Below are 25434 nucleotides of genomic sequence, written 5' to 3'. Positions count from 1 at the left end.
CGTTCCCGCGCCCGTGGCACCCGCTCCCACGGCCGGTCCCGTCGCCGTCGCCGCGTCGTGCCCGCTCACGCCATGCCTCCGTGCTGGTGGTCGGGGTGGATGCCGCCCTCGCCGGGCGCGGCCTGGTGCGGAATGCGCGGCTCCGCGCCCTCCGCCGTACCGCCTGCCGTACCGCCCGCCGGGCCCCCGGCCACGGCCGACGCGGCGGCCTCGGCGGCCGCCTCGCGCTCGGCGACGACTTCGCCGACGGCGTCGATGACGCCCCGGTAGCCGGAGCACCGGCAGAGGTTGCCGCACAGGGCCTGACGGGTCTCCAGCTCGCTGGGGGCGTGGTTGCCCTCCAGCAGGTCGTGGATGGTCATGGCCATGCCGGGGATGCAGAAGCCGCACTGGACGGCGCCCGACCGGCACAGCGCCTGCTGCACGTCGGAGAGTTCGCCGTCGGTGGCCAGGCCCTCGACCGTACGGACCTCACTGCTCGCGGCGGTCGCGGCGGGCACCAGGCAGGAGGCGACCAGCCGGCCGTCGACCTGCACGGCGCAGGCGCCGCACTCGCCCTGCGAGCAGCCGTCCTTGGCCCCGGCGAGGCCGAGCCGTTCGCGCAGCACGTAGAGCAGGGACTCGCCGATCCAGGCACCCGTGACGGGCCGGTCGGCGCCGTTGACGCGCAGCACGTAGGAGGCGAGGGGGTGCTCCTCGTGCACCGGCCCGACGGCCCCGACCGGCTCGGCGGCCGACTCGGCGACCGGTTCCCCGGCCGCCTCCCCGACCGGCTCCGCGTCCGGTGCCCGAGGCGCCTGCGGCGCCGGAGCCGCGACCCCTTCGTCGTACGTCGCCCGCGGGTCCGGGACCTCCGCGGGATCCCCCGCCCCCGGGTCCGCGCCGGTTTCCCGGTGCTCCCCCTCGGCCCCGCCCGACGCACCGCCGGCTCCGGCGGAGCCGGGGCCCGCACCGAGGTCGGATCCCGCGCCGTCGTGGCCGAGCCCCTGGCCGTGGTCGAGCCCCGCGCCGTGGTCGAAGCCCGCGTGGTCCGGCGCCGGGTCGGCGGCCGGGTGCGGGCGCTCCGCGGTCAGCGGGGCAGCGGCGGCGCCGTGGGCGGCGTCGATGTCGGGGGCCGCCGGGTGCACCGGCCCCTCCTCGTGCGCCAGGTGGTCCGCGTGCTCGGGCTGGTCGAGGTGGTGCAGGTGCTCCGGGAGCGGCGTGCCCACCCCGGGGCCGCCGAGGACGCGCGGCCCGCGCGGCGCCGAGCCCACGCCGGGACCGCCCAGCACCCGGCGCCCGGTGGCGGGGGCGGGGGCGGCGGGTCCGGCGGCGGGCAGCACGCCCGCGCTCATGGTCTGTTCGGGGTCGAGGGTGCCGAAGGCGTCGAAACCGCCCGCCGCGTCCCGCGCGGCCGTGCCGGCGGCAGCGGCCACCGCGTGCGCGTCGGCCTCAAGCTCGGCGGCCGGTCCGACGGCCGGGGCCGCGTAGGGGTCCGTCACCGGCTCGGCGCCGAAGACGCCGTGGCCGGGCTGGGCGGCCCAGGGAGCGGCGGCGCCGCCCGGCAGGGTGGCCGGGGCCTGGCTCCAGTCGGCCTCCATGGCGCCGCGGCGGAACTCGCCGGACTCCTCGGGCAGTTCCCCCTCGATGACCGGGATCGCCCACTGACCGGTCTGCGCGCCCTGTCCGCCGCCCGCGTACGGGTCGCCCGCGTACGGATCGGCGGCGTACGGGCCATCGGCGTACGGGGCGTCGGCGCCCTGCGCGGCTTCCGGGAAGTGCCATTCGGCGGTCGACGCGGAGTCGTGCCCGTGGTCCTGGCCGTGCGCGTGCCCGTACGCGTGCTCGTACCCCGCGCCGGGGTCGGCCGCGCCGCGGTCCTCGCCACCGCGCGCCGGGTCGCCGTCGGCGTCGTGCAGGGCGGCCATCGCCGCCATCGCGGACGCGGGCATCGGGATGACCGCCGGGATCGGGCCCAGCACCGGCGCGGGCGCGGCCTGCGCGCGGGCGGCCGGCGCCGCGGGGGCCGAACCGCCGGCCTCGGGCCAGCGCACCGGCATCGTCCAGGTGCCGGTCGCGGCCGGGTCGGTGGCGGCCGAGCCCAGCGGCACGATCATCGGCGGGGGCACGAAACCGTGGCCCGGTGCGGCCAGGGGCTCGCCGGTCCCGGTCGCGCCCAGCATGTCCGGGGGCAGCTTCACGAACGCCGTGGCGTCCGAGTCGTATTCGCCGCCGTGCGGCACCGGCTCCCAGCCCCACGCGGTGCCCGCGCCGCCATTGCCCGTACCGTCGCTCACGCCGTCGCCCACGTTCTCGTTCCCACTCATGAGGTCAGTGCCCTCCCCAGGGCCCTCCGTGCCAGTACCGCCACCGTGCGCCGCAGGTGCAGCACCGCCGGCGCGACCGCTTCGCCCTGGTCCGGCACGCAGGCGGCCGCGACGTACTCGCCGAAGGCTTCCAGCGCGTCCGGGGCCAGGGTGCGCTCCCCGTCCCAGTCGATCAGCGAGGCGACCCACTGCTCGGCCTCCAGCGGGCGCAGCGGCATCGGCGCGACCGCGCCCACCGCGATGCGCACGCCCCGGCGCGCGGGGTCGAGCACGAGCCCCACGGACGCCACCGCGCGCCCCGGGCCGGTGCGGCCCGTGGCCTTCAGGAACACCTGCGGGGCGTGCAGCAGGGGCACCCGGACGAAGCCGATGAGTTCACCGGGCCGCAACATCTCCCGCCCGGCCAGCAGGTGCGAGATCGGGATCTCGCGGCGCGAGCCGCCGGGGCCGACGATGACGAGGACCGCCTCCAGCGCCGCCAGCACCGGCAGCGCGTCGCCGGTCGGAGCGGCCGTGGCGATGTTGCCGCCGAGCGTGCCCGCGTTGCGGATCTGCGGCGGCCCGGCCGCGCGGGCGGCGGCCGCCAGCGCGGGGATCAGCGCGGCGAAGTCGGGGCGGCCCATCCGCGCGTGGGTGAGTCCGGCGCCGAGGAGCGCGTGGCCGTCCTGGTACTGCCAGCCGCGGATCTCGTTGATCCGGCCGAGGCCCACCAGCGCGGCCGGGCGCAGCAGCCCGGCGTTGACGGCGGCCATGAGGTCGGTGCCGCCGGCCACGGGCACGGCCGCGGGCATGGCGGCGAGCGCCGCCACGGCCTCGTCGAGCGAGGCCGGCAGCGTCACGGACTGCGTCGGCTGCGGCCCCTGAGGTGAATCCGGTGCGTGCAGTGCGTGCGGTGCGTGCGTGGTCAACCCAGCTGCCCCTTCCCGATGTCCCGGCGCTCACGCCTGTTCCGCCGTACGGTACGTGCTCACGACCGGGACGTGGCAACTCTGGCACATCTTCGGGGACGCCCGGCGCGAGGGTCGGCCGGGCGCCCCCGCCCGGCCGCCGCGGGTCGACCGCCCCGCGCCCGCCCCGCCCGGGTCCGGGCGCGCCCGCGGCGCGGGTACGACCGGATCGCCCGTTTCTCCCCTCTATACGGCGAATTCGGGGAAGAGTTCCACGAATCTCCCCCAATGCTTCACCTGTCGCGCACGCCGTCACCACACCCGACCGTCACACCCGGGGCGGGGCGCCCTCCTTCGGCCGCCCGAGCACGCCGGGGCGGCGCTGCCACGGCAACGGGCCGCCCGGGGGCCGGTAGTCGACCCCGAGGGCGTCCAGGCGCGCGTAGTGCCCGCCCATGCGCGCCTCGAAGTCCGCGTAGTCCCGCGCGGCCGGTTCGGGCAGCCGCGACCACACGGCCTCGGCGAAGGCGGCGAGGCGCGGGAACACCTGGTAGTCCACCCGGCCCTGGTGCTCCATCACCTCGGTCCAGACGTTGGCCTGCGCGCCCAGCACGTGGGCGGCGGCCCGCTCGGAGAGCTGCGGGGGCACCGGCTCGAAGCGGTAGACGTCCTCGAGCGTGCGGACGTAGCCGATCGGCATCGGCTCGTCCGGGCCCGGGGCCTGACGGTGGTCCAGGTACACCTGCTGCTCGGGGCACATCACCACGTCGTGCCCGGCCTCGGCGGCCGCGATCCCGCCCGCGTAGCCGCGCCAGGAGGAGACGGTGGCCCCCTCCGCCAGGCCGCCCTCCAGGATCTCGTCCCACCCGACCAGGCGCCGTCCGCGCGCGGCGAGCCAGCCGTCGAAGTGCCGGATGAACCAGGACTGGAGGCCGTCCTCGTCCTTGACCCCGAGCTCCCGGATCCGCTCCTGGGCCGCCCCGGAGGCCGCCCACTGGGTCTTGGGGCACTCGTCGCCGCCCACGTGCACGAAGGGCGAGACCTCCGCCGGGAAGAGCTCCAGCACCTCCTCGAAGACGCCCTCGTAGAAGCGCAGCACGGCCTCGGTGGGCGCGAGCACGTTCTCGTTGATGCCCCAGTCGTCCCACACGCCGAGCGCCGCCGTGTCGACGACGTCGGTGTTGCCGAGCTCCGGGTAGGCGGCGATGGCGGCCTGCGCGTGCCCCGGCAGGTCGATCTCGGGCACCACCCGCACCTGGCGTTCGGCCGCGTAGGCGACGATCTCGCGGATGTCGTCCTGGGTGTAGAAGCCGCCGTGCGGGGTCTCGTTCCACAGCGGCGAGTCCCGGTGGCCCCAGCGCGAGCGCGGGCGCCAGGAGCCGACCTCGGTGAGCCGGGGGTGGCGCTTGATCTCGATCCGCCAGCCCTGGTCGTCCGTCAGGTGCAGGTGCAGGACGTTGAGCTTGTGCGCGGTCAGCAGGTCTATGTACCGCAGGACGCCGCCCTTGGGCAGGAAGTGCCGCGAGACGTCGAGCAGCAGCCCGCGCCAGCCGAAGCGGGGCGCGTCGCGGACCGTCCCGTACGGCAGGCTCCAGGACGCGCCGGGCAGCGGCGCGCGGCGGAAGGCGTGCGGCCCGAGCAGCTGACGCAGCGTCTGCGCGCCCCAGAAGACCCCGGCGGGCCCGCCGCCGCGGATCGAGACGCCGTCGGCGGCGACGGTCAGCTCGTAGCCCTCGGCGCCCAGCTCGCCCCCGAGCTCCTCGTCGACCAGGAGCCGTACGTCGGCCCGCTCGCCGGCGTCGGCGGGCGTCAGGCTCCACCCGGCGGCGGCCCCCAGCGTCCCCCGCAGCCAGCGCGCGGTGGCCTGCGTACCGGGTCCGGCGGCGAGATCGGGCTCGGGCCCGAATCCGTAGCGGACCGCCCCCGCCGCGAAGGCGGCCTCCCGGGGCGCGGGGATCAGATCGTTGCCAGGGTCCAGTTCCATGGATCAGCCCTCCGGGACAGCCGCCGCAACCCCCCGACGGCACCACCTGTTGTGCCCTGTGCAACGGCTGTTTCACAGGGCGCTCGTCCCGCCCGACCCTACCCGCGCGAGGCCCACGCGAAAGGCTCCCGGAGGCACCGAAGCGCACCCGGGAATACAGCATTTGAGATCACATTTCGCGATAAACGGCAATAGAACAGAGGGAGGAGACTCAATAGCGATCAGAACTGGCGTTCTACGCACTGGCCGAGCAAGCGCGCCTACGGTGATCGCCATGCAACTCAGGTACTCGTTCCGGCTGTACCCGAGCGCCGGGCAGCGGTCGGATCTGGCGAGGGCGTTCGGGTGCGCACGCACGGTCTTCAACGACGCCCTCCGGATGCGGCGTGACGCCCACGCCCAGGGGCTGCCCTTTCCAAAGTCCGCCGACCTGTCCAAGCGGCTGATCACCCAGGCGAAGCGGACACCCGAACGGGCCTGGCTCGGCGAAGTGTCCGCCGTGGTGCTGCAGCAATCCCTGCGTGACCTGGATGCGGCGTACACCAATTTCTTCGCCTCCCTGACGGGCACCCGGGCGGGGCCAAGGCTCCGTGAGCCGCGTTTCAAATCGAAACGCGACGGCCGTCAGGCCATCCGGTTCACCGCGAACGCGAGTTGGTCGATCACCACGGACAGGAAGCTCCGGCTTCCGAAGATCGGACGGGTCAGGGTCCGCTGGTCCCGCGCTCTGCCCTCGATCCCGTCGTCCGTGACCGTGATCAAGGATCCGGCGGGAAGGTACTTCGCTTCGTTCGCCGTGTCGACGGATCCGGCCGATGACGCCCTGCCCGCATGCGACACCGACCAAGGCATCGACCTGGGACTGACTCACTTCGCCGTCATGGCTGACGGATCACGGGTGAAGTCACCCAGATTCCTGCGCAGGGCCGAGAAAAAAACTCAAACGCGAACAGCGCCGCCTGTCCCGTAAGGCGAAGGACAGCCGTAATCGGAGAAAGGCTCGGATCGTCGTCGCCCGCGCGCACGCGAAGGTCGCGGACGCGCGCAAGGACTTCCACCACAAGCTCTCCACAAGGCTGATGCGCGAGAACCAAGCGGTCAGTGTGGAAACCTTGAACGTGAAGGGCCTGGCCCGCACCCACCTCGCGAAGTCCGTGCACGACGCCGGATGGTCGGCGTTCGTCACCATGCTGGAGTACAAGGCCTGCCGATACGGGCGCACTCTGACCAAGGTGGACCGGGCGTTCCCGTCGTCACAGGTGTGCTCCGCCTGCGGTTACCGTGACGGCCCCAAACCCCTGCACATCAGGACCTGGACCTGTGGAAGGTGCGGCGTCCGGCACGACCGGGACCACAACGCCGCGATCAACGTCAAACACGAAGGGCGGCGCATCCGCGCCACTTAGAGCTGCACCATCCACCCCAGGACATGGGGCCCCGCACCGGTAACGGCGCGGGTAAACGCCTGTGGAGCACAGAGAAGACCAGGACCTGTCCTGGCACCGTGCACGATCCCCGCTCACCGCGGGAAGGAACCAGGAACCAGCCTCGACGCGCACCGCTCATGCGGACGCCAGAGAGGGAATCGCCCCCCGCTCACGCGGGGGGCGAGGATGTCACTTGTCCTTGCCCTTGTCCTTGTCCCCGCCGGAACCCATGGATTCGTAGATCTCCTTGCACATGGGGCAGACCGGGTACTTCTTCGGGTCGCGACCCGGTACCCAGACCTTGCCGCAGAGCGCGACGACGGGGGTCCCGTCGAGGGCGCTCGCCATGATCTTGTCCTTCTGGACGTAGTGGGCGAAGCGCTCGTGGTCGCCGTCACCGTGGGAAACCTGTGGCGTCGGCTCGACGAGGGTTCCCGTGCCAGACCCGCGCTCGGGCTCAAGAGTGCTCATACAAGCCAGAGTACTGAACCCCGGCCGGGTCAGTTGAGCGACGGGTCGTCCGGATAGGTGGCGACCATCGCGAGGTCGCTGCGCTGGCGGCGCAGGACGGCCCGCCAGAGCTGTTCGGGGACCGGGTAGGCCACGTCCCCCGGCTCGGACTCCACGACGTACCAGGCCCCCTCGCCCAGCTCGTCCTCCAGTTGACCGGGGCCCCAGCCGGAGTAGCCGGCGAAGATCCGCAGCGAGCCCAGGGCGCTGGCCAGCAGCTCCGGCGGGGCCTCCAGGTCGACCAGGCCGATCGCGCCGTGCACCCGGCGCCAGCCCAGCGGGCCCTCCTCGCCGGGGATGACCGCGACGCCCAGGGCGGAGTCCAGGGCGACCGGACCGCCCTGGAAGACCACCCCGGGGGCGCCGGCCAGCGCGGCCCAGGGCAGCAGGACGTCGCCCACGCCCACCGGAGTGGGCCGGTTCAGGACCACGCCGAGCGATCCCTGCTCGTCGTGGTCGAGCAGCAGCACCACGGCGCGGTCGAAATTCGGGTCCGCGAGGGCGGGGGTGGCCACGAGCAACCGCCCTGTGAGGGAGGACACCTCGGTCATGCGGCCATCGTCTCGCACATTCGCCCTCCGGGGGGAGCGGACGGCGATAAGTGATCGTGCGCAGCTCAGGGCGCACGGCGGCAGGCGGGAGCGCGCACCCGGGAGGCCTTCCGGAGGCGGCCGGAAGGCAACACTCCGCTATTTGGCGGACACATAGGGTGCTGTGGCGAATTCATGACAGTCATACGGCCACGTCGGCCTTACATACCAGGGGGTCCTGCCGCTTACCCTTTTCCCTGGCCCCCTGCCCACACCTCTCCGGAACGCGAGATTCATGACCGGCACAGTCAGTGACGATGTACTGCTTGTCCACGGCGGTACCCCGCTCGAGGGCGAGATCCGTGTCCGCGGCGCGAAGAACCTCGTGCCGAAGGCCATGGTGGCCGCTCTGCTCGGCAGCTCACCCAGCCGGCTCCGCAACGTTCCGGACATCCGCGACGTGCGGGTCGTGCGCGGCCTCCTCCAGCTGCACGGCGTCACCGTCCGCCCCGGCGAGGAGCCGGGCGAGCTGGTGCTCGACCCCACCTACGTCGAGAGCGCCAACGTGGCGGACATCGACGCGCACGCGGGTTCGTCGCGCATCCCGATCCTCTTCTGCGGCCCGCTGCTGCACCGCCTCGGCCACGCCTTCATCCCGGGCCTGGGCGGCTGCGACATCGGCGGCCGGCCGATCGACTTCCACTTCGACGTGCTCCGCCAGTTCGGCGCGACCATCGAGAAGCGCGAGGGCGGTCAGTACCTGGAGGCCCCGCAGCGGCTGCGCGGCTGCAAGATCCGCCTGCCCTACCCGTCGGTCGGCTCGACCGAACAGGTGCTGCTGACGGCCGTCCTGGCCGAGGGCGTCACCGAGCTGAGCAACGCGGCCGTCGAACCGGAGATCGAAGACCTCATCTGCGTCCTGCAGAAGATGGGCGCGATCATCTCCGTCGACACCGACCGGACCATCCGCATCACCGGTGTGGACGAGCTCGGCGGCTACAACCACAAGGCGCTCCCGGACCGCCTGGAGGCCGCCTCGTGGGCTTCCGCGGCCCTGGCGACCGGCGGCAACATCTACGTCCGCGGAGCGCAGCAGCGCTCGATGATGACGTTCCTGAACACCTTCCGCAAGGTCGGTGGCGCCTTCGAGATCGACGACGAGGGCATCCGCTTCTGGCACCCGGGCGGCCCGCTCAAGGCGATCCACCTGGAGACGGACGTCCACCCCGGTTTCCAGACCGACTGGCAGCAGCCGCTGGTGGTGGCGCTGACGCAGGCGACCGGGCTCTCCATCGTCCACGAGACGGTCTACGAGTCCCGTCTGGGCTTCACCTCCGCGCTGAACCAGATGGGCGCACACATCCAGCTGTACCGGGAGTGCCTGGGCGGCTCGGCGTGCCGGTTCGGTCAGCGCAACTTCCTGCACTCGGCGGTCGTCTCCGGCCCCACCAAGCTGCAGGGCGCCGACCTGGTCATCCCGGACCTCCGGGGCGGGTTCTCGTACCTGATCGCGGCCCTGGCGGCCGAGGGCACTTCGCGAGTGCACGGCATCGACCTGATCAACCGCGGCTACGAGAACTTCATGGAGAAGCTCGTGGAACTGGGCGCGAAGGTCGAGCTGCCGAACGGCGACCTCGTCTAGTCCCGTCCGGCCCCGGCCGGCCCGCGGAGAGCCCCAGCGGCTCCTGCGGGGCCCGCGGGCGGGCAAGCAGAAGGGCGGCCACCCCCGAGGGGGTGGCCGCCCTTCTCGCGTAGGTGCCGCGCCGGACGCGGCACCACGCGGTACTACTGCTGGCCAGGGGCCTGCAAGGGGGACTTACTTACCCTTGGCGGCTTCCTTGAGCTTGGAGCCCGCGGAGACCTTCACGCTGTAGCCGGCCGGGATCTGGATGGGGTCGCCGGTCTGCGGGTTGCGCGCGGTGCGAGCGGCACGGTGGGTGCGCTCGAAGGTCAGGAAGCCGGGGATGGTGACCTTCTCGTCGCCCTTGGCGACGATCTCGCCGACGGTCTCGGCGAGCGCGGCCAGAACGGCGTCGGCGTCCTTGCGGGTCACCTCGGCGCGCTCGGACAGAGCGGCCACCAGCTCACTGCGGTTCATGTTGTACTCCCGTGTTCAACTTGCCTATGAGGCGTGAGATCGAAGCCGATGCTGCCAGGGCCCTAGGACAGTCCCCGGACCCGGGTCTGAACGTCAGACCCTCTCGCCCGGTTACGCATCCTGCCCCCACCAGCGGCGGGAAAGCCAATCCGGCACCCGCCAGGGTCACACGAAAAGCGCCACAGTCACGCCGCTGTGACGCTCTGTCCGCACCGGTGGGACGCGGACCGCGCACCACGCGGGCATCCCCGCAACCCTAGAGGCGCCCCGGCGGGCCCGCATCCCGCGACGCGCCGGGGAGGGACGCCCGGTGGCTCAGGCGGACGTGGGGCCCGTCACAGCGGCGGAGGCGGCCTTGCGGACCGCACCGGCCACGGCGCCCGCCACCTTGTCGTTGAAGACCGACGGGATGATGTAGTTCGCGTTCAGCTCGTCCTCGGTGACGACGTCGGCCAGCGCGGTCGCGGCGGCCAGCATCATGCCGGTGTTGACCGTCCGGGACTGGGCGTCCAGGAGGCCGCGGAAGACGCCCGGGAAGACCAGCACGTTGTTGATCTGGTTGGGGAAGTCCGAGCGGCCGGTGGCCACGACGGCGGCCGTCTGGCGGGCCACGGCAGGCTCCACCTCGGGGTCCGGGTTCGCGAGCGCGAACACGATGGCGCCTTCCGCCATGGCGGCCACGTCATCGCCGTTCAGGACGTTCGGGGCCGAGACGCCGATGAAGACGTCGGCGCCGACGACGGCCTCCTTGAGCGTGCCCGTGTAGCCCTCGGGGTTGGTGTTGTCGGCGATCCAGCGCAGCGGCGACTCGCTGTCGGCGTCGACCAGGTCGGGCCGGCCGGCGTGCACGACGCCGTGGATGTCGGCGCTGACGACGTTCTTGACGCCCGCGGCGAGGAGCAGCTTGAGGATGGCCGTACCGGCCGCGCCCGCGCCGGACATGACGACCTTCACGTCGCCAACGGCCTTGTTCACCACGCGCAGTGCGTTGGTGAGGGCGGCGAGGACGACGATGGCGGTGCCGTGCTGGTCGTCGTGGAAGACGGGGATGTCCAGGGCCTCGCGCAGCCGGGCCTCGATCTCGAAGCAGCGCGGCGCGGAGATGTCCTCCAGGTTGATCCCGGCGAAGCCCGGGGCGATCGCCTTGACGATCGCGACGATCTCATCGCTGTCCTGCGTGTCGAGGCAGATCGGCCACGCGTCGATGCCCGCGAAGCGCTTGAAGAGGGCCGCCTTGCCCTCCATGACGGGCAGCGCGGCCATCGGGCCGATGTTGCCCAGACCCAGGACGGCCGACCCGTCCGTCACGACTGCGACGGAATTGCGCTTGATCGTCAGGCGGCGCGCGTCCTCGGGGTTCTCGGCGATCGCCATGCACACGCGGGCCACGCCCGGGGTGTAGATCATGGAGAGGTCGTCACGGTTGCGGATGGGGTGCTTCGACGCCATCTCGATCTTGCCGCCGAGGTGCATCAGGAAGGTGCGGTCGGAGACCTTGCCCAGGCTCACGCCCTCGATCCCGCGCAGCTTCTCGACGATCTCGTCCGCGTGGGCCGTGGACGTCGCCGCGATGGTGACGTCGATCCGGAGCTTCTCGTGGCCGGAGGCGGTCACGTCGAGGCCGGTGACCGACCCTCCGGAGGACTCCACGACGGTGGTGAGCTGGGAGACCGCGGTACCGCTCGCGGGCACTTCCAGTCGGACCGTCATCGAGTACGAGACGCTGGGCGCCGTTGCCATGTCCGTGTTCCTCTGCTGTCCAAGGTTCGCTGTACACGGGCCCCGCACACGGCAGGCGCGGCAGGACCTGTTGTCCGATCGTCCCACCTACCGGCCGGTATGAGGTAACCAGCTACAAATTTCGGAAAGACACTTCCACCATACGAGATTTGTAGGTATCGCGAAAGCCCCGCCGAAGCCCGACCGACCGCGGACCGAACGCAGAAAAGGCCCGCGCCCCCCGCCTGGAGCGGGGGACGCGGACCTGTTCTCTACGTGTACGACACCGACCCGCCATGCTCGCCTCGCGGCAAGTGGTCGCTCTAGGCGACGAAGGTTGGGCCCGGGGGCTTGGATCGAGTCGGTGCCGTACCCCAGGCTAACAAAGGTTGGCCGCGAGCGTCCCCCCTCACAGCAGTTGACCTGAGCGGCCATGCTTCCGGTCGCCGACCGGATGGCCGTACGCGCCCCGGCGGGCCCGTACGACCGCCCGTACGGGCCTCAGTCCCGCAGCAGCTCCGGCACCCCGGCCCCGTCGGGCCGGTCGAGCGCGCCGGACACCACCGTGAGCTGCTGCGTCGCGCGGGTCAGGGCCACGTAGAGCACCCGCAGGCCCGCCGGGGACTCCTCGGCGATCTCCGCCGGGGAGACGACCACCGTGGCGTCGTACTCCAGGCCCTTGGCCTCCAGGCTGCCGAGCGCCACCGCGCGCTGCCCCAGCTCCGCGAGCCACTCGGCCGCCTGCGCGCGCCGGTCCATCGACACGACGACGCCGACCGTGCCGTCGACCTGCTCCAGCAGCCGCCGGGTCTCCTCGCGCACGCACGCGCCCAGGTCCTCGCCGGCCGCGGTGAAGCGCGGCTCCAGGCCGGTGGAGCGGACCGCGGTCGGCGGCTCCATCCCCGGCATGGCCCGGCGCAGCACCCGGGCCGCCAGCTCGGCGATCTCGGCGGGGTTGCGGTAGTTCACGGTCAGCGTGAACTTGCGGCGCGGGCGGCTCCCCAGCGCCTCGTCTCGGGCCGCGGCCGCCTCCTCCGGGTCGCTCCAGGAGGACTGGGCGGCGTCGCCCACCACCGTCCAGGTGCCGGTCCGGCCGCGGCGGCCCACCATCCGCCACTGCATCGGCGTCAGGTCCTGGGCCTCGTCCACGATCACGTGCGCGTACTCGGTGCGTTCCGCCGCCAGCCGCTCGGCCCGCTCCCACTGGGTCTCCTCGCGGCCCGGCATCAGCTCCTCCAGGCCGGTGAGGTGGGCCAGCGGGTCCAGGTCACGCTTGCGCTTGGGGCGAGCGGGGGCGCCGATCAGCAGCAGGAGCTCGTCCAGCAGCGCCACGTCGTGCACCGAGAGCGGACCCTTGCCGTCCGCACCCGTACGGCGCAGCGAGCGGGCCAGCAGCCGGGTCTCGCGCGGGTTCAGCACCCGGCGGGCCCAGCGGCCCAGGCGCCGCTCGTCGGCCATGCTGGCGAGGACCCCGCGCGGGGTCAGCTCGGGCCACCAGGCGTTCAGGAACTCGATGAAGACGTCCTCGGTGGAGATGTCCTCGTCGAAGCCGGAGCGCAGCTCGGCGGCGAGTTCCCGGTCGGTGTGCCGCCCCGCGCCGCCGGACTTGGCCCACAGGGCGTCCAGCAGCAGCTTGCGGGCGCGCGGGCGCAGCAGGTTGACCGGCGCGGTGCCGCCGAGGACGACCTGGCGGATCCGGTTCAGGTCGTCGGCCTCCAGCTCCTGGCGGCGCCCGAAGGCCACCACGCGCAGCCGCTCGGGGGCGCCGCCCAGCTCCAGGGCGCCCCGTACGGCCTTGCGCAGGATCGGCAGCATCCGCGAGGAGCCCTTGACCCGGGCGACCGCCGGTTCGTCGTAGGTGCTCGCCTCGGCGCCGTCGACCAGCGAGCCGAGCGCCCGGATGGCGACCTGGCCCTCCTCGCCGAGCGAGGGCAGCACGCCCTCGGTGTAGGCGACGAGCAGCGGGGTCGGCGAGACGATCAGGATCCCGCCGGAGTAGCGCCGCCGGTCCTGGTAGAGCAGGTAGGCGGCGCGGTGCAGGGCGACGGCCGTCTTGCCGGTGCCGGGGCCGCCGGCGACCTCCGCGACGGAGGCGGCGGGGGCCCGGATGACCATGTCCTGCTCCGCCTGGATGGAGGAGACGATGTCGCGCATGGAGTGCGTACGGGCCCGGCCCAGCGCGGCCATCAGCGCGCCGTCGCCGAGCACGGGCAGCTCCCGGCCGTCGAGGTAGGCGGTCACCTCGGGGCGCATCAGGTCGTCCTCGACGCCGAGCACCTTGCGACCCTTGGAGCGGATGACCCGGCGGCGCACCACCCGGCCCGGCTCCTTGGGGGTGGAGCGGTAGAACGGCGCGGCGGCGGGCGCGCGCCAGTCGATCACGAGCGGCGCGTAATCGTTGTCGAGCACGCCGATCCGTCCGATGTGGAGGGTTTCGGCGATGTCGGCGGTGAGGTCGGGGCGGATCGCGTCCTCGGCCGGTTCGACGGAGGTGAAGGCGCCGTCGGCGCCCCGCTCCCCGTCCCTGCCGAGGACGAGGTCGATCCGTCCGAAGAGGAAGTCCTCGAACTCGTTGTTGAGCCGGTTGAGATGGATCCCGGCGCGGAAGACCTGGGCGTCGCGTTCCGCGAGGGCGCCGGGGGTACCGACCTGACCCCGCTTGGCCGCGTCGTCCATCAGGAACTCGGCCTCGTGGATCTTCTCCTCAAGGCGGCGGTACACCTGGTCCAGATGAGTCTGCTCGACCGCGATCTCGCGATCGCGGACGGAATCCGCCGTGCTGTCGACAGCGGCATCCTGCGCGGCCACCAAGGCCCCCTTCTGACGTGCATTGGGCGACCGTCAACCGTACGCGAACAAAGCGGGTGCCGCACGCCCGTTCCGCGCGCGGGCGCGCGGAACACGGGCGCGAAAGGCGCCATGCGGCCGATATGAGTGTGTATGCGCTACGCGGGACGCGCGGCGAGCACCCGGGCGCGGTGCCGGGCGACCCGCTCCCGGTTTCCGCAGAGTTCGCTGGAGCACCAGCGCCGCCGGTGGCCGCGCGAGGTGTCCAGGTAGACCCGGGTACATCCCTCACCTTCGCAGGCCCGCAGGCGGTCGCGGTCGCCGGGGTCGGTGAGCAGCTCCACCGCGTCGCGCGCGACCGCCGCGAGCAGCGCCGCGCAGCCCACCGCGGCGGCCCCGCCGCACAGTTCGCGCACCAGGTGGCCGTCGTGGTCGCGTACGGCACACAGTGCCGGGGGTGGACCGGCGGCCCGCGCGTTGACCCGGGCGAGCGGTTCCTCGGCGGGCTCGCGGTGGCTCAGCTCGGCCGCCACCAGGCTGGCCACGTCCGCCCGCAGCGCGCGGAAGGGCTCCAGCCAGTCCGCCTGCACGCGGGCGGGCGGGGTCCGCCCGGGCACCAGCCCGGCCCCGGTGAGCCACAGGCTCAACCCGCCGCTGTCCGCGATCCCCTCGGGCGGCCCGGAGGTGGCCACCAGGTCCAGGCAGACCCGTCCCGACTCGAACCACATGCCCGTCACCCGCCTCGGTCGACGCCCCACCAGAGTGCCCCCGGTGCGGGCCCGGGCGGAAGCCTCATGCAGCGGGCGGATCGTCGTGCAGGAGGAGCTGGAAGAGCCGGTGGTCGCGCCAGGCCCCGTCGATGTACAGGTAGCGGGGCGCGACGCCGTACTCCTCGAAGCCGGCCTTGGCGAGCACGCGCTGCGAGGCGAGGTTGTCCAGCAGGGTCCCGGCCGCGAGCCGGTGCAGGCCGAGCTCGTCGCGGGCCACGCGGATCACCTCGGCGAGCGCGGCGGAGGCCAGGCCCCGGCCGGTCCGCTCCCCGTCGATCCAGTAGCCGACGCTGGCGCTGCACAGGGGGCCGCGCACGATGTTCTGGAGGGTGATGGTGCCGAGCAGCGGTGCGCCGCCGCCGTCCGTCTCCGTGTCGACGAGGACGTACTGCCGGGTGCGCCCGGCGTCCCGGTCCGCGAGCGCCGTCCCGATCCGCTCGCGCTGCCCGTGCTCGGTGTAGAAGTCCGCGGGGCGCGGCGGCTCGTAGGGCGCCATGTGCGCACGATTGCGCACGAGCACGTCGGCCAGCCCCGCGGCGTCCCCGAGGACGATCTCCCGTATGTCCACTCCATCAGCGATCATCGGGCCACGGTACCGACCGCTGCCCGGCGGGGCGGGAATGGCCACCAGCAGCGCTGAAAGGTGGCCCCTGGTGAGGGCAGGGCCATCCCGGGCGAAACCCAGCCCCGCCCGGGGGCCCCTCCCAGCGGTAGCTGGGGGAGTTTGAGGCGCGGGGTCCGGGGCAGAGCCCCGGCGGCGGCGCCGCACCCGCCCTCCGGGCGCGGGGTCCGGGCCGCTCACCCCCCGTCGGGCCCCGAGCAGTCGCCCGCGTCCAGGGACAGCCGGTAGCCCCGCTTGACCACCGTCTGGATCAGCTTCGGCGCCCCCAGCGCCACCCGCAGCCGCGCCATCGCCGTCTCCACCGCGTGCTCGTCACGGCCCGCCCCCGGCAGCGCCCGCAGGAGCTCCGCACGGCCCACCACCCACCCGGGCCGCCGGGCCAGCGCCCGCAGCAGGGCCATCCCCGCGGGCGGCACCGGCCGCAGCTCGTCGTCCACGAGCGCCGCGTGGCCCCGGATCTCCACCCGGTGGCCGCCCACCGGCAGCACCCGGGCCCGCCCCGGCAGCTCCTGGCACAGCACCTGCACGAGCGGCCCCAGCCGGAAGCGCTCGGGCTGGACGGTGTCCACCCCCTGCGCCTCCAGCGGCAGCGCCGTCACCGGCCCCACGCAGGCCGCGAGCACGCCCGCGCGCAGCCCGTCCAGCACCGGCTGCGTCAGCCCCCGCTCCGCGGCCCGCGCGAGCAGCGAGGCCGCGGCGGGCGCCGAGGTGAAGGCGACGGCGTCCACGCTCCCCGCGGCCACCGCGTCCAGCAGCCGGTCCAGCGGCGCCAGGTCCTCCGGCGGCATCCACCGGTACACCGGTACGACGACCACCTCGGCCCCGGCCTCCCGCAGCGCCTCCACGAACCCGGGCAGCGGCTCCCCGTGCAGCTGGAGCGCGATCCGCCGGCCGGCGACCCCGCCGGCGAGCATCCGGTCCAGTACCTCCGCGAGCGACTCCGACTTCGGCGACCAGGCTTCGACCAGCCCGGCGGCCCGGACCGCGCCCTTCACCTTCGGCCCGCGCGCCAGCAGCTCCGTGGCCCGCAGCCGGGTCAGGAGCTCCTCGCCGATCCCCCAGCCGTCGGCGGCCTCGATCCAGCCGCGGAAGCCGATGGCGGTGGTCGCGACCACCGTGTCGGGCGGGCATGCGACGAGTTCCTTGGTCGCGGCCAGCAGCTCGCTGTCGTCGGCGAGCGGCACGATCCGCAGCGCGGGCGCGTGCAGGACCACCGCCCCGCGCCGCCGCAGCAGCGCGATGAGCTCGTCGGCGCGCCGCGCGGCGGTGACCCCCACCGTGAATCCGGCGAGCGGTCCGGTGGCGGACGGGCCGGCCTGTGTGTCGTCCATGGTGACCTGCCTTGCGCAAGGGGGTGTGAGGGTGTGCCGAGCCTGTCAAGGCGTCGTGTCAGGCTCGGTTCACCCGTATTTCGGCGCCGTTAACCGCCGTTACACCGACGTGAGCTGCGGCTTCGCGGCCGTGTCCGGGGCGGTGCCGGGCCGGGCGGCGGTCCGGCGAAGGTATACCGCCCAGGTCACCGCGCAGCAGACGGCGTAGAAGCCGAGGAAGGTGGCGAAGGCGGTGGTGCCCGTGCCGGAGGTGGTGAAGGCCTCCCGGAAGGCGAGGTTGATGCCCAGCCCGCCGAGCGCGCCCACGGCCCCGATGAGGCCCATGGCGGCCCCGGACAGGCGTCGCCCGTAGGCGGCCGCGGCCTCGCCGCCCATGCCCCGGGCGAGCGCCTTGGCCTGGAAGATGCCGGGGATCATCTTGAAGGTCGATCCGTTGCCGAGCCCGCTGAGCACGAACAGGGCCACGAACCCGGTCAGGAACACGGGCAGCGAGGACCGCTCCGAGGCCGTGATGACCACGCCGGTGGCCGCCGCCATGGCGACGAAGGTGGCGAGGGTGATCCGCGCGCCGCCGTACCGGTCGGCGAGCCGCCCGCCCACGGGCCGGATCAGCGAGCCGAGCAGCGGCCCGATGAAGGTCAGCGACGCGGCCTGGAGCGGGGTCCGGCCGAACTGGGTCTGCAGGACCAGCCCGAAGGCGAAGCTGTAGCCGATGAAGGACCCGAAGGTGCCGACGTACAGGAGCGACATGATCCAGGTGTGCGCGTCGCGCAGGGCCTCGCGGACGGCGCCGGTGTCGTTGCGCACGGGCGCCAGGTTGTCCATCCGCGCGGCCGCCGCCGCGGCCGCGACCACGATGAGCGGGATGTAGGCGGCGAGCAGGATCCGCGGGTGCCCGGCCCCGGCCACGCCGATGACCAGCAGTCCGGCGAGCTGGACGACGGGGACGCCGATGTTGCCGCCGCCCGCGTTCAGGCCCAGCGCCCAGCCCTTCTCGCGCAGCGGGAAGAAGGCGTTGATGTTGGTCATGGAGGAGGCGAAGTTCCCGCCGCCGACCCCGGTCAGGGCCGCGACCAGCAGGAAGGTCCCGTACGAGGTCCCCGGCTCCATCACCACCAGCGCGGCCACCGTCGGCGCGAGCAGGGTCAGCGCGCTGAAGATCGTCCAGTTGCGGCCGCCGAAGCGGGCGACGGCGAAGGTGTACGGGATCCGCACCAGCGCGCCGACGAAGGTCGCGGTGGCGATCAGGGTGAACTTCCCGGCCGCGTCGATGCCGTAGCCCGGGCCCATGAAGAGGACCATCACCGACCACAGCGACCAGATCGAGAAGCCGATGTGCTCGGAGAGCACCGAGTAGAGGAGGTTGCGCCGGGCCACCCGGCGCCCCGTCTCCTGCCAGAAGGTCTCGTCCTCGGGATCCCACCGCTCGATCCAGCGGCCGCCCGTGCGCGGTGCGGTCATCACGCCTCCACTGCTCTCGTGTCCGTGATGACGACCGTAGGGACGGCTCGTTTCGCCCCCGGTCCCCGCCGGATGACCGCGGGGATACCGTGCACTCACCCGGCGCGGCGGCTCAGTGTGAGCGCATGAGCTCCGCGTCGCCGTCGGGGAGCCAGCCGCCGTCCGGCAGGTCGAGCCAGCCGCGTACGGCGCCCAGCCCGGCCGCGGCGGTGCGCAGCGCGCTCAGCCCGGGGTGGTCGAAGCCCTCGCGCCACACCATGGACAGCGGTGAGAGCGGCACGGGGTCGGTCAGCGGCCGGCGCACGCAGCCCGGCATGTCGGGGAAGTCGACGGTGGCCAGCACCGGGTGGCCGGTCCTGGCCATGACCCGGCGGAACTCCTCCTTGCCGACCGCGACGGGCGCGGGCGGGGCCAGCGCGGTGCCGCGTCCCGCGAAGAGGCGCCGGGCCAGGTCGGTCCACTCCAGCGTGCGCGGGTTCCCGGCGCCCGCGTAGACGGTCTCACCGGCCAGCGCGGCGACGGGCACGGTGGCCAGCGCCGCCAGTGGGTGGTCCTCGGGCAGGACGACGGCCAGCGGTTCGAAGCGCACCGGCTGGTGGGCGAGGCGGGCGCGCAGGGCCGGGGCGAGGCCGCCGAACCGGCCGAAGGACACGTCCAGGCGGCCGGCGGCGATCTCCCCGGCGCTGTGCGTCAGCCCGCTCTCGAAGCGGGCCATCAGCTCCTGGTCCGGGGCCAGTTCGCGGGCCCGGTCCAGTACTTGGCGGGCGGTGCCGGGGCCTTCGGAGTTGAGGTCGACGAGCAGGGGCCGCTCGGTCGCGCCGAAGGCGGCGGCGAGTGCGGCGTGGGCGCGCAGCACGCGCAGGGCGTGCGGCAGCAGCCGTTCCCCGTCGGCCGTGAGCTCGACCTGGCGGGTCGTGCGGACGAAGAGCCGGGAGCCCAGGGTGCGTTCGAGGCGGCCGATGTCGCGGCTGAGGGCCTGCTGGGCGACGTACAGCCGGGCGGCGGCCCGGGTGAAGTGCAGCTCCTCGGCGACGGCGACGAAGGCGCGCAGCAGCCGGGGGTCCACCTCGCGCGCGTTCACCGCGGCAGCCTATCCGGCCCGCCCCGATTCACAACAGGGGTGCGTGAATCACCCCGGAACAGGTGTTGGACCGCGCCCGGGCCCCGCCCCGAGGCTTGTCGCATGCCCCTCACCGCGCCCGCCGCCCGGCCCGCCGCCCCGCTGATGACCGTCACCGGCGCGACCCTCGTCCTCGCCGCCGCACCCGCCCGGGGCCGGACCCCCGCCGCCGCGCGCCGCCGCGCCCCGGGCCCGTACCGGCGCCTGTTCGCCGTCCCGGGCGCCCGGGCCTTCACCGCGGGCAACCTCCTCGCCCGGCTCCCCATGGGCATGTTCGGGATCAGCGCGGTCCTGATGATCGCGGGCCAGCGCGGTTCGTACGCCCTCGCGGGGGCGGTCACCGCCACCGGCCTCGCCGCCACCGCCGTCGTCGCGCCCTTCACCGCCCGGCTCGTCGACCGGCACGGCCAGGCCCGGATCGCCCTCCCCGCCACCTTGATCGCGGTCCTCGGCTCGCTCTGCCTGGTGTGGTGCGTCCGTACGCACGCCCCCGCCTGGACCCTCTTCGCCTCTTACGCCGCCACCGCGACCACCCCCAACATCGGCGGCCTCTCCCGGGCCCGCTGGACCCACCTGTTGCGCGACTCCCCCGCCGCCCGGCACACCGCGATGTCCTTCGAGCAGGCCGCCGACGAGCTGTGCTACCTGCTCGGCCCGGTCCTCGCCGCCACCCTGTGCTCCCTGGCCTTCCCCGAGGCGGGCACCCTCACCGGCGCGGCCCTGCTGCTCACCGGCATGCTCCTCTTCGCTTCCCGGCGGGCCACCGAGCCCCCGCCCGCCGGACGCACCCGGCACCGCTCGCCACTGCGCTCCCCGGGGCTGCCGGGGCTGTTGGCGCTGTTCCTGGCGCTGGGCGCGGTCTTCGGCTCGATGGAGGTCACCTCGATCGCCTACCTCACCGGCCACGGCCTGGCCGCGACCGCCGGCCCGGTACTGGCCCTCCAGGCGGCGGGCTCCTGCGCGGCCGGCCTGCTCTACGGCGCCGTGCGCCCGCGCGGCCTGCTGGGCTGCGTCAGCGCCCTGGCCGCACTGATGGCCCTGCCCTGGGCGGCGGCGACCACCGGATCGGTGCCCGCCCTGGCCGCGGCCCTGCTGCTCGCGGGCATGGCCACCGCCCCGACGATGGTCACCGCCATGTCGCTGGTCCAGCGCGCCACCCCGGCGGCCCGCCTCAACGAGGGCATGACCCTGGCCGTCACCGCCATCCTGACGGGCATCGCGGCCGGCTCGGCCACCGCGGGCGCCGCCGTCGACCACTGGGGCCCCACCACGTCCTACGCCCTCCCGACCACCGCGGCCGCGGTCGCCCTCTGCATCACTGCCAGAAGATCTCTTCGGTCATGCCCTCGGTGATCTGCCCGCGCACTTCAGGGAAGGCCGTCCCGGTACGTGCGCGCCGCTGCCACCCGGCCCGCCGGCCACGGCGGCCCCATGAAGTCCACCATCACCGGCCGGGCTCCGTCTGGCGCGCGTCCCGACGGATGTGCCCCGCTTCTTCCAGGAGCGCCCTGGCGCGGTCGGTGTCCGTCGCCTCGCCCGCCTCGTCCTCCAGCCGGTGCACCCGCTGCTCCAGCAGCGGGTCCCGGGCGATGGCGTACTCGCCCCACCAGCGGGCCATGAAGGCCGGGACCGGTGCGATGTCGTAGGCATCGGCGATGTCCCGTCGCCAGTGGGCGTCGAAGTCCGCCAGGAGTTGGGGAGCGTGCCGGGCGATGGCCTCGCGCAGCGCCCTCGGGGTGCGCTCCGGCATCGCCGGGATGCCCGAGCCGCCCGCGGTAGCGGTGGTCATGGGATGCCCCTCCTCCGTCTCGAACTGCCCGCCCGCCCACCAGCGGGACGTGTTCGCAGCCTAGCGCCGGGGCCGGGCCCGGGCAGTGACAACGGCCGCGACCACCGGATCGGTACACGCCCCGGCCGGACGGGCATCGCGGCCGGCTCGGCCACCGCGGGCGCCGCCGTCGACCACTGGGGCCCCACCACGTCCTACGCCCTCCCGACCACCGCGGCGGTGGTGGCCTTCCTGATCGCGACGGTCACGGTCGCACCACTTTCCCGTACCACTCTCGTACCGTAAACTCGTACGAGACGAAGGGAGCCCAGCATGTCCATAAGTGCCAGCGAAGCGCGGGCCGGCCTCTTCCCGCTCATCGAGCGGGTCAACACCGATCACGCCCCGGTGCGCATCACCTCGCGCAACGGCGATGCCGTGCTCATGTCCGCCGACGACTACGACTCCTGGCAGGAGACCGTCTACCTGCTGCGGTCACCGGCCAACGCCCAGCGCCTGATGGCGGCCGTTGCCCGTGACCGGGAAGGCGCGGCCGTCGTCGCCACGACCATGGACGAGCTGAGGGAGTTGGCCGGGGGCGAGGAGTGAGGAGCGTCCACTTCGATCCTGACGCCTGGGAGGACTTCCGGTTCCGGCTCGCCTCCGACCGGAAGATGGCACGCAGGATCAACCGCCTGATCGGCGAGATCCAACGCGACCCGTTCGCCGGCATCGGCAAGCCCGAGCCCCTGAAGGGCGACCTCACGGGCTACTGGTCCCGCCGCATCGACGATGAGCACCGCCTCGTGTACAGGGCCGACGAGAAGGAAGTGAAGGTCCTCAAGGCCCGCTACCACTACTTACCGCGGGACGAGCGACCCGACATCGGCGCCGGACATGACGAAGGCCCCGCAGCCTCTACGGCTCGCGGGGCCTTCGCCCACATGGGGTGTGGAGATGGCGGGAATCGAACCCGCGTCCAGCGGTGCAGAAGCAGGGCTTCTCCGAGCGCATTCCGCTGCGCTTTTCTCGGCCCCGGAGATCACACGGACAAGTCTCCGACGGGCTCAGTCACTGTTTGGTTTCCCCCTACCCCCCGTGACCGGGGCTAGAGGTTTAGATCCCTAATTGACGCCAGGATCCGGGTCGGGACCATCCCCGGGCTGACGCTCCTCACAGAGGCTTCAGTTCGCTGTTATTAGGCAGCGAGGGAGAAGCGGGAGTTATCGCTGTTGGAATTGGCGATTATTTTTTGCGACAGGTGGTTAACGAGATCATTGCCGCTTCCTCGGCTCGCTTCCCCTGCATCGACATCCGCTGTCGAAACCGATCATCCCCATGTTGATTTTTCAAAGGCGCACGACCCTTGCGGGGAGGTGCTGCGCCCATGGTACGCGAAGTGGACCACGGGATGCCAGGAGATTACAGCTGGCCGCGCTCCTTGCGCTTCACGGCCGAAATGACCCGGTTCGTCTCGCGCGTGTCCTGCTGCTCCCGCAGGGACTGGCGCTTGTCGTACTCCTTCTTGCCCTTCGCGAGCGCGATCTCGACCTTGGCCCGGCCGTCCTTGAAGTACAGCGCGAGCGGCACGATCGTGTTGCCCGTCTCGCCGGTCTTCGAGTCCAGCTTGTTGATCTCCTCGCGGTGCATGAGGAGCTTGCGCTTGCGGCGGGCGCTGTGGTTGGTCCAGGTGCCCTGGCTGTACTCCGGCACGTGCACGTTGTAGAGCCACGCCTCGCCGCTCTCCACCGAGACGAAGCCGTCCACCAACGAGGCACGGCCCTGGCGCAGGGACTTGACCTCGGTACCGGTGAGCACGAGACCGCACTCGTAGGTGTCGATGATCGTGTAGTCGTGTCGCGCCTTCTTGTTCTGGGCGATCAGCTTGCGCCCTTTTTCCTTAGCCATAGTGCGGCCATTTTTGCACTAAGGACCCACCCCGAGGCCACCCAATACCGTGCGGGCCCGCTCCTCGGCGCCCTCGGCGGCCGTCAGGTCCGGGCTGATGCCCCGGCCGTCCAGGCTGCGGCCCGCCGGAGTGCGGTAGGTCCCCACCGTCAGCTCGGCCACCGAGCCGTCCGCCAGCTCCGTCGGCATCTGCACCGACCCCTTGCCGAAGGTGTGGCTGCCGACCGTCACGGCCCGCCCCCGGTCCTGGAGCGCGCCGGTGACCAGCTCGGCCGCGCTCATCGTGCCGCCGTCGACCAGCGCGACCAGCGGCCGGGCGGTGTCCCCGCCCCGGTCCGCGTACAGGGCGCGCTGGGCGCCCCGCACGTCGTACGTCGCCACCAGACCGCCGTCCAGGAAGGCGGAGGCGGCCGTCACCGCCTCGGTGACCAGGCCGCCCGGATTGCCGCGCAGGTCCAGCAGCACCCCGGCCCCGGCGGGGGCCGCGCGCACGGCCTCCCGGACCCGCTCGCCCGAGCCGCGGGTGAAAGAGGACACCTTGATGACGACCACCTTCTTGCCCAGCTCGCGGACCGTCACGGCCTCGGTGCTCAGCCGCGCCCGGCGCACCGTCTCGGTCAGGTCCGCGCCGTCGCGCACGACCTCCAGGGTGACCGCGGTGCCGGCGTCCCCGCGCAGCCGGGCCACCACCTGGGCCACCGTGGAGCCGGTGACCGGCTCCCCGTCCACCCGGGTCAGCCGGTCGCCGGCGCGCAGTCCGGCGCGCGCAGCGGGTCCGTCGGGCTGCACCCGGGTCACGGCGATCCGGCCGTCGGGGCCGCGCTCGGTCCAGAGCCCGACCCCGGTGTAGCGGCCGTCGAGGTCGTCCTCGAAGGAGGCGTACTCGCCCTGGTCGTAGACCACGCCCCAGCGGTCCCCGCTGCGGCTGACGACGTCCTGGGCGGCGCTCTTGCCCGACTTGCCCTCAGCGACGGCCTCGGCCGCGGCCCGGGCGACGGCGTCCCGGTCGGCCGTCCCGGGCTTCCCGGCGCCGGCGGGCGCGGGGGCCCTCGTACCGGTGGGGGTACGTCCCCCCTCGCCCGGGTCGGGTCGGTACCCGGAGCTGACGGCGGCGCCCAGCCCGCCCAGGGCGCCGAGCAGCGCCAACGTCACGGCGGCCCCGCGACGCAGGTCGCGGGGCCGGAGACAGAGAGGGACGCGGCGGCCCGGCATGGCGCCGAGTCTAGGACAAGCCCCGCGCCGGCACGGCTGGTTGGCCGGACCGCCCGCGGGGCGCTCGTCACACCTTCAGGTACTTGCGCAGCGCCACGAACGCCGCGAGGGAGGGCATCAGCAGACCGATGACCAGCACCAGCGGGAGCTTGGTGAGGACCGCGTCCCAGCCGATGAAGTTGATCAGTTCCATCTTCTGGCGCAGCCCCGCGCCGTGGTCGATCACGAAGTACTGGCCGGAGACGAGCATGCCGCAGGCGAGCGCCGCACCGATCAGCCCGGCGAACGCGGCCTCCATGATGAACGGCACCTGGATGTAGAAGCTGGAGGCTCCCACCAGCCGCATGATCCCGGTCTCCCGCCGACGGCTGAACGCCGAGACGCGCACCGTGTTGACGATCAGCAGCAGCGCCACCACGAGCATGATCAGCATGATGGCGAGCGCGGCCACGTTGAGGTAGCCGAGCAGCCGGAAGAGGTTGTCCAGCACGGTCCGCTGGTCCTCCACCGACTGGACCCCGTCCCGCCCCGCGAAGGCGGTGGTGATGACCTTGTACTTCTCCGGGTTCTTCAGCTTCACGCGGAAGGACTCGGGCATCTGGTCCGGGGTGATGGAGGCGGCCAGGGCGGTGTGCCCGAACTGCTCCTTGTAGTGCTTGTAGGCGTCGTCGGACGATTCGTAGGCGACCGTCTCGACGAGGTCCATCTTCTTGAGGTCGGCCTCGATCTGCTTCTTCTGCTCCGCCGTCACCGCGCCCTTGGCACAGGCGGCGCCGGAGCTGGCCTCGGCGTCGTTCTTGTTGCAGAGGTAGATCGAGACGTTGACCTTGTCGTACCAGTAGCCCTTCATCTGGCTCACCTGGTCGCGCATGAGCAGGGAGCCACCGAACAGGGCCAGCGACAGGGCCACGGAAATGATGACCGCGAAGGTCATGGTGAGATTGCGGCGGAGGCCTACGCCGATCTCCGACATGACGAACTGGGCGCGCATGGC

General features: G+C 73.2%; 21 protein-coding genes, 1 other RNA gene and 2 pseudogenes. 6 read left to right on the top strand and 18 right to left on the bottom strand.

All coding sequences use genetic code 11. The features are described 5' to 3' along the window. Positions 1 to 65 precede the first annotated feature (65 nt). The 3 genes from ACIQWR_RS04535 to ACIQWR_RS04525 form a co-directional block, all read right to left on the bottom strand. Positions 66 to 2306, bottom strand: a complete 2241-nt coding sequence (locus tag ACIQWR_RS04535; RefSeq protein ID WP_404005109.1) for a (2Fe-2S)-binding protein — start codon at positions 2304 to 2306, stop codon at positions 66 to 68. Next, positions 2303 to 3214 (bottom strand): FAD binding domain-containing protein, encoded by a 912-nt coding sequence (locus ACIQWR_RS04530; RefSeq protein WP_385784814.1) that lies wholly within the window; start codon positions 3212 to 3214, stop codon positions 2303 to 2305. Before ACIQWR_RS04530 ends, ACIQWR_RS04535 begins: the two co-directional genes overlap by 4 nt. A gap of 307 nt (positions 3215 to 3521) precedes the next feature. Continuing rightward, positions 3522 to 5177 (bottom strand): beta-N-acetylhexosaminidase, encoded by a 1656-nt coding sequence (locus tag ACIQWR_RS04525; RefSeq protein ID WP_404005107.1) that lies wholly within the window; start codon positions 5175 to 5177, stop codon positions 3522 to 3524. 274 nt (positions 5178 to 5451) lie between these two features. On the opposite strand from ACIQWR_RS04525, the pseudogene ACIQWR_RS04520 reads away from it, so the two are divergent. After that, positions 5452 to 6583 (top strand): annotated as a pseudogene (locus ACIQWR_RS04520) (RNA-guided endonuclease InsQ/TnpB family protein). A gap of 210 nt (positions 6584 to 6793) precedes the next feature. On the opposite strand, the gene ACIQWR_RS04515 reads toward ACIQWR_RS04520, so the two are convergent. Next, positions 6794 to 7075, bottom strand: a complete 282-nt coding sequence (locus ACIQWR_RS04515) for a DUF3039 domain-containing protein (protein WP_351053399.1) — start codon at positions 7073 to 7075, stop codon at positions 6794 to 6796. 29 nt (positions 7076 to 7104) lie between these two features. Further along, positions 7105 to 7665 (bottom strand): YqgE/AlgH family protein, encoded by a 561-nt coding sequence (locus ACIQWR_RS04510; protein WP_354384012.1) that lies wholly within the window; start codon positions 7663 to 7665, stop codon positions 7105 to 7107. A 274-nt stretch (positions 7666 to 7939) separates the two neighbouring features. On the opposite strand from ACIQWR_RS04510, the gene murA reads away from it, so the two are divergent. Further along, positions 7940 to 9286, top strand: coding sequence for a UDP-N-acetylglucosamine 1-carboxyvinyltransferase (gene murA / locus ACIQWR_RS04505; protein ID WP_399267610.1), 1347 nt, complete (start codon positions 7940 to 7942; stop codon positions 9284 to 9286). A gap of 174 nt (positions 9287 to 9460) precedes the next feature. On the opposite strand, the gene ACIQWR_RS04500 is transcribed toward murA, so the two are convergent. From ACIQWR_RS04500 to ACIQWR_RS04465, 8 genes are all read right to left on the bottom strand, one after another. Further along, positions 9461 to 9742 (bottom strand): HU family DNA-binding protein, encoded by a 282-nt coding sequence (locus ACIQWR_RS04500; protein WP_007264399.1) that lies wholly within the window; start codon positions 9740 to 9742, stop codon positions 9461 to 9463. A gap of 315 nt (positions 9743 to 10057) precedes the next feature. Further along, positions 10058 to 11482, bottom strand: a complete 1425-nt coding sequence (locus ACIQWR_RS04495; protein ID WP_404005106.1) for an NAD-dependent malic enzyme — start codon at positions 11480 to 11482, stop codon at positions 10058 to 10060. 480 nt (positions 11483 to 11962) lie between these two features. Then, the gene (locus ACIQWR_RS04490; protein ID WP_404005105.1) at positions 11963 to 14269 is read right to left on the bottom strand and encodes a HelD family protein; all 2307 of its coding nucleotides are present in this window, start codon (positions 14267 to 14269) and stop codon (positions 11963 to 11965) included. 137 nt (positions 14270 to 14406) lie between these two features. After that, positions 14407 to 14976 carry a CGNR zinc finger domain-containing protein gene (locus ACIQWR_RS04485; RefSeq protein WP_404005104.1) on the bottom strand — a complete coding sequence of 190 codons (570 nt, stop codon included), beginning with the start codon at positions 14974 to 14976 and terminating at the stop codon, positions 14407 to 14409. A gap of 64 nt (positions 14977 to 15040) precedes the next feature. Continuing rightward, the gene (locus ACIQWR_RS04480) at positions 15041 to 15601 is read right to left on the bottom strand and encodes a GNAT family N-acetyltransferase (RefSeq protein WP_404005103.1); all 561 of its coding nucleotides are present in this window, start codon (positions 15599 to 15601) and stop codon (positions 15041 to 15043) included. A gap of 215 nt (positions 15602 to 15816) precedes the next feature. Then, a complete protein-coding gene (locus tag ACIQWR_RS04475; protein ID WP_404005102.1) occupies positions 15817 to 16971 on the bottom strand; it encodes a uroporphyrinogen-III synthase in 1155 nt (384 codons plus the stop codon). Between the two features lie 99 nt (positions 16972 to 17070). After that, complete coding sequence (locus ACIQWR_RS04470; RefSeq protein WP_404005101.1) at positions 17071 to 18432, bottom strand: nitrate/nitrite transporter; 1362 nt, start codon at positions 18430 to 18432, stop codon at positions 17071 to 17073. A 112-nt stretch (positions 18433 to 18544) separates the two neighbouring features. Next, a complete protein-coding gene (locus ACIQWR_RS04465) occupies positions 18545 to 19513 on the bottom strand; it encodes a LysR family transcriptional regulator (RefSeq protein WP_404005100.1) in 969 nt (322 codons plus the stop codon). 102 nt (positions 19514 to 19615) lie between these two features. Between ACIQWR_RS04465 and ACIQWR_RS04460 the strand changes: the two genes are divergently transcribed. Next, positions 19616 to 20905, top strand: coding sequence for an MFS transporter (locus ACIQWR_RS04460; protein WP_404005099.1), 1290 nt, complete (start codon positions 19616 to 19618; stop codon positions 20903 to 20905). A gap of 91 nt (positions 20906 to 20996) precedes the next feature. Here ACIQWR_RS04460 and ACIQWR_RS04455 read toward each other — a convergent pair whose 3' ends face one another. Continuing rightward, positions 20997 to 21341 (bottom strand): hypothetical protein, encoded by a 345-nt coding sequence (locus tag ACIQWR_RS04455; RefSeq protein WP_404005098.1) that lies wholly within the window; start codon positions 21339 to 21341, stop codon positions 20997 to 20999. 3 nt (positions 21342 to 21344) lie between these two features. On the opposite strand from ACIQWR_RS04455, the gene ACIQWR_RS04450 reads away from it, so the two are divergent. From ACIQWR_RS04450 to ACIQWR_RS04440, 3 genes and pseudogenes are all read left to right on the top strand, one after another. Continuing rightward, positions 21345 to 21626 (top strand): hypothetical protein, encoded by a 282-nt coding sequence (locus tag ACIQWR_RS04450; RefSeq protein WP_404005096.1) that lies wholly within the window; start codon positions 21345 to 21347, stop codon positions 21624 to 21626. Positions 21627 to 21653: 27 nt separating this feature from the next. Beyond that, on the top strand, positions 21654 to 21929 hold the full coding sequence (locus tag ACIQWR_RS04445; protein ID WP_404005095.1) for a type II toxin-antitoxin system Phd/YefM family antitoxin: 276 nt from the start codon (positions 21654 to 21656) through the stop codon (positions 21927 to 21929). Then, positions 21926 to 22180 (top strand): annotated as a pseudogene (locus ACIQWR_RS04440) (Txe/YoeB family addiction module toxin); the annotation flags it as partial. The gene ACIQWR_RS04445 and the pseudogene ACIQWR_RS04440, both read left to right, overlap by 4 nt. A gap of 89 nt (positions 22181 to 22269) precedes the next feature. On the opposite strand, the gene ssrA reads toward ACIQWR_RS04440, so the two are convergent. The 4 genes from ssrA to ftsX form a co-directional block, all read right to left on the bottom strand. Continuing rightward, positions 22270 to 22658: a transfer-messenger RNA gene (ssrA, locus tag ACIQWR_RS04435) on the bottom strand. 84 nt (positions 22659 to 22742) lie between these two features. After that, positions 22743 to 23228 carry an SsrA-binding protein SmpB gene (gene smpB / locus ACIQWR_RS04430; protein ID WP_404005093.1) on the bottom strand — a complete coding sequence of 162 codons (486 nt, stop codon included), beginning with the start codon at positions 23226 to 23228 and terminating at the stop codon, positions 22743 to 22745. Between the two features lie 18 nt (positions 23229 to 23246). After that, complete coding sequence (locus ACIQWR_RS04425; RefSeq protein ID WP_404005091.1) at positions 23247 to 24440, bottom strand: S41 family peptidase; 1194 nt, start codon at positions 24438 to 24440, stop codon at positions 23247 to 23249. Between the two features lie 67 nt (positions 24441 to 24507). Next, the gene (ftsX, locus tag ACIQWR_RS04420) at positions 24508 to 25431 is read right to left on the bottom strand and encodes a permease-like cell division protein FtsX (protein ID WP_404005090.1); all 924 of its coding nucleotides are present in this window, start codon (positions 25429 to 25431) and stop codon (positions 24508 to 24510) included. Positions 25432 to 25434: the final 3 nt, after the last annotated feature.

Source organism: Streptomyces sp. NPDC098789, from assembly GCF_044759975.1.
Lineage (GTDB): Bacteria > Actinomycetota > Actinomycetes > Streptomycetales > Streptomycetaceae > Streptomyces.
The sequence above is the reverse complement of the archived record's forward strand: the minus strand, read 5'-3'. Positions and strand labels throughout refer to the sequence as shown.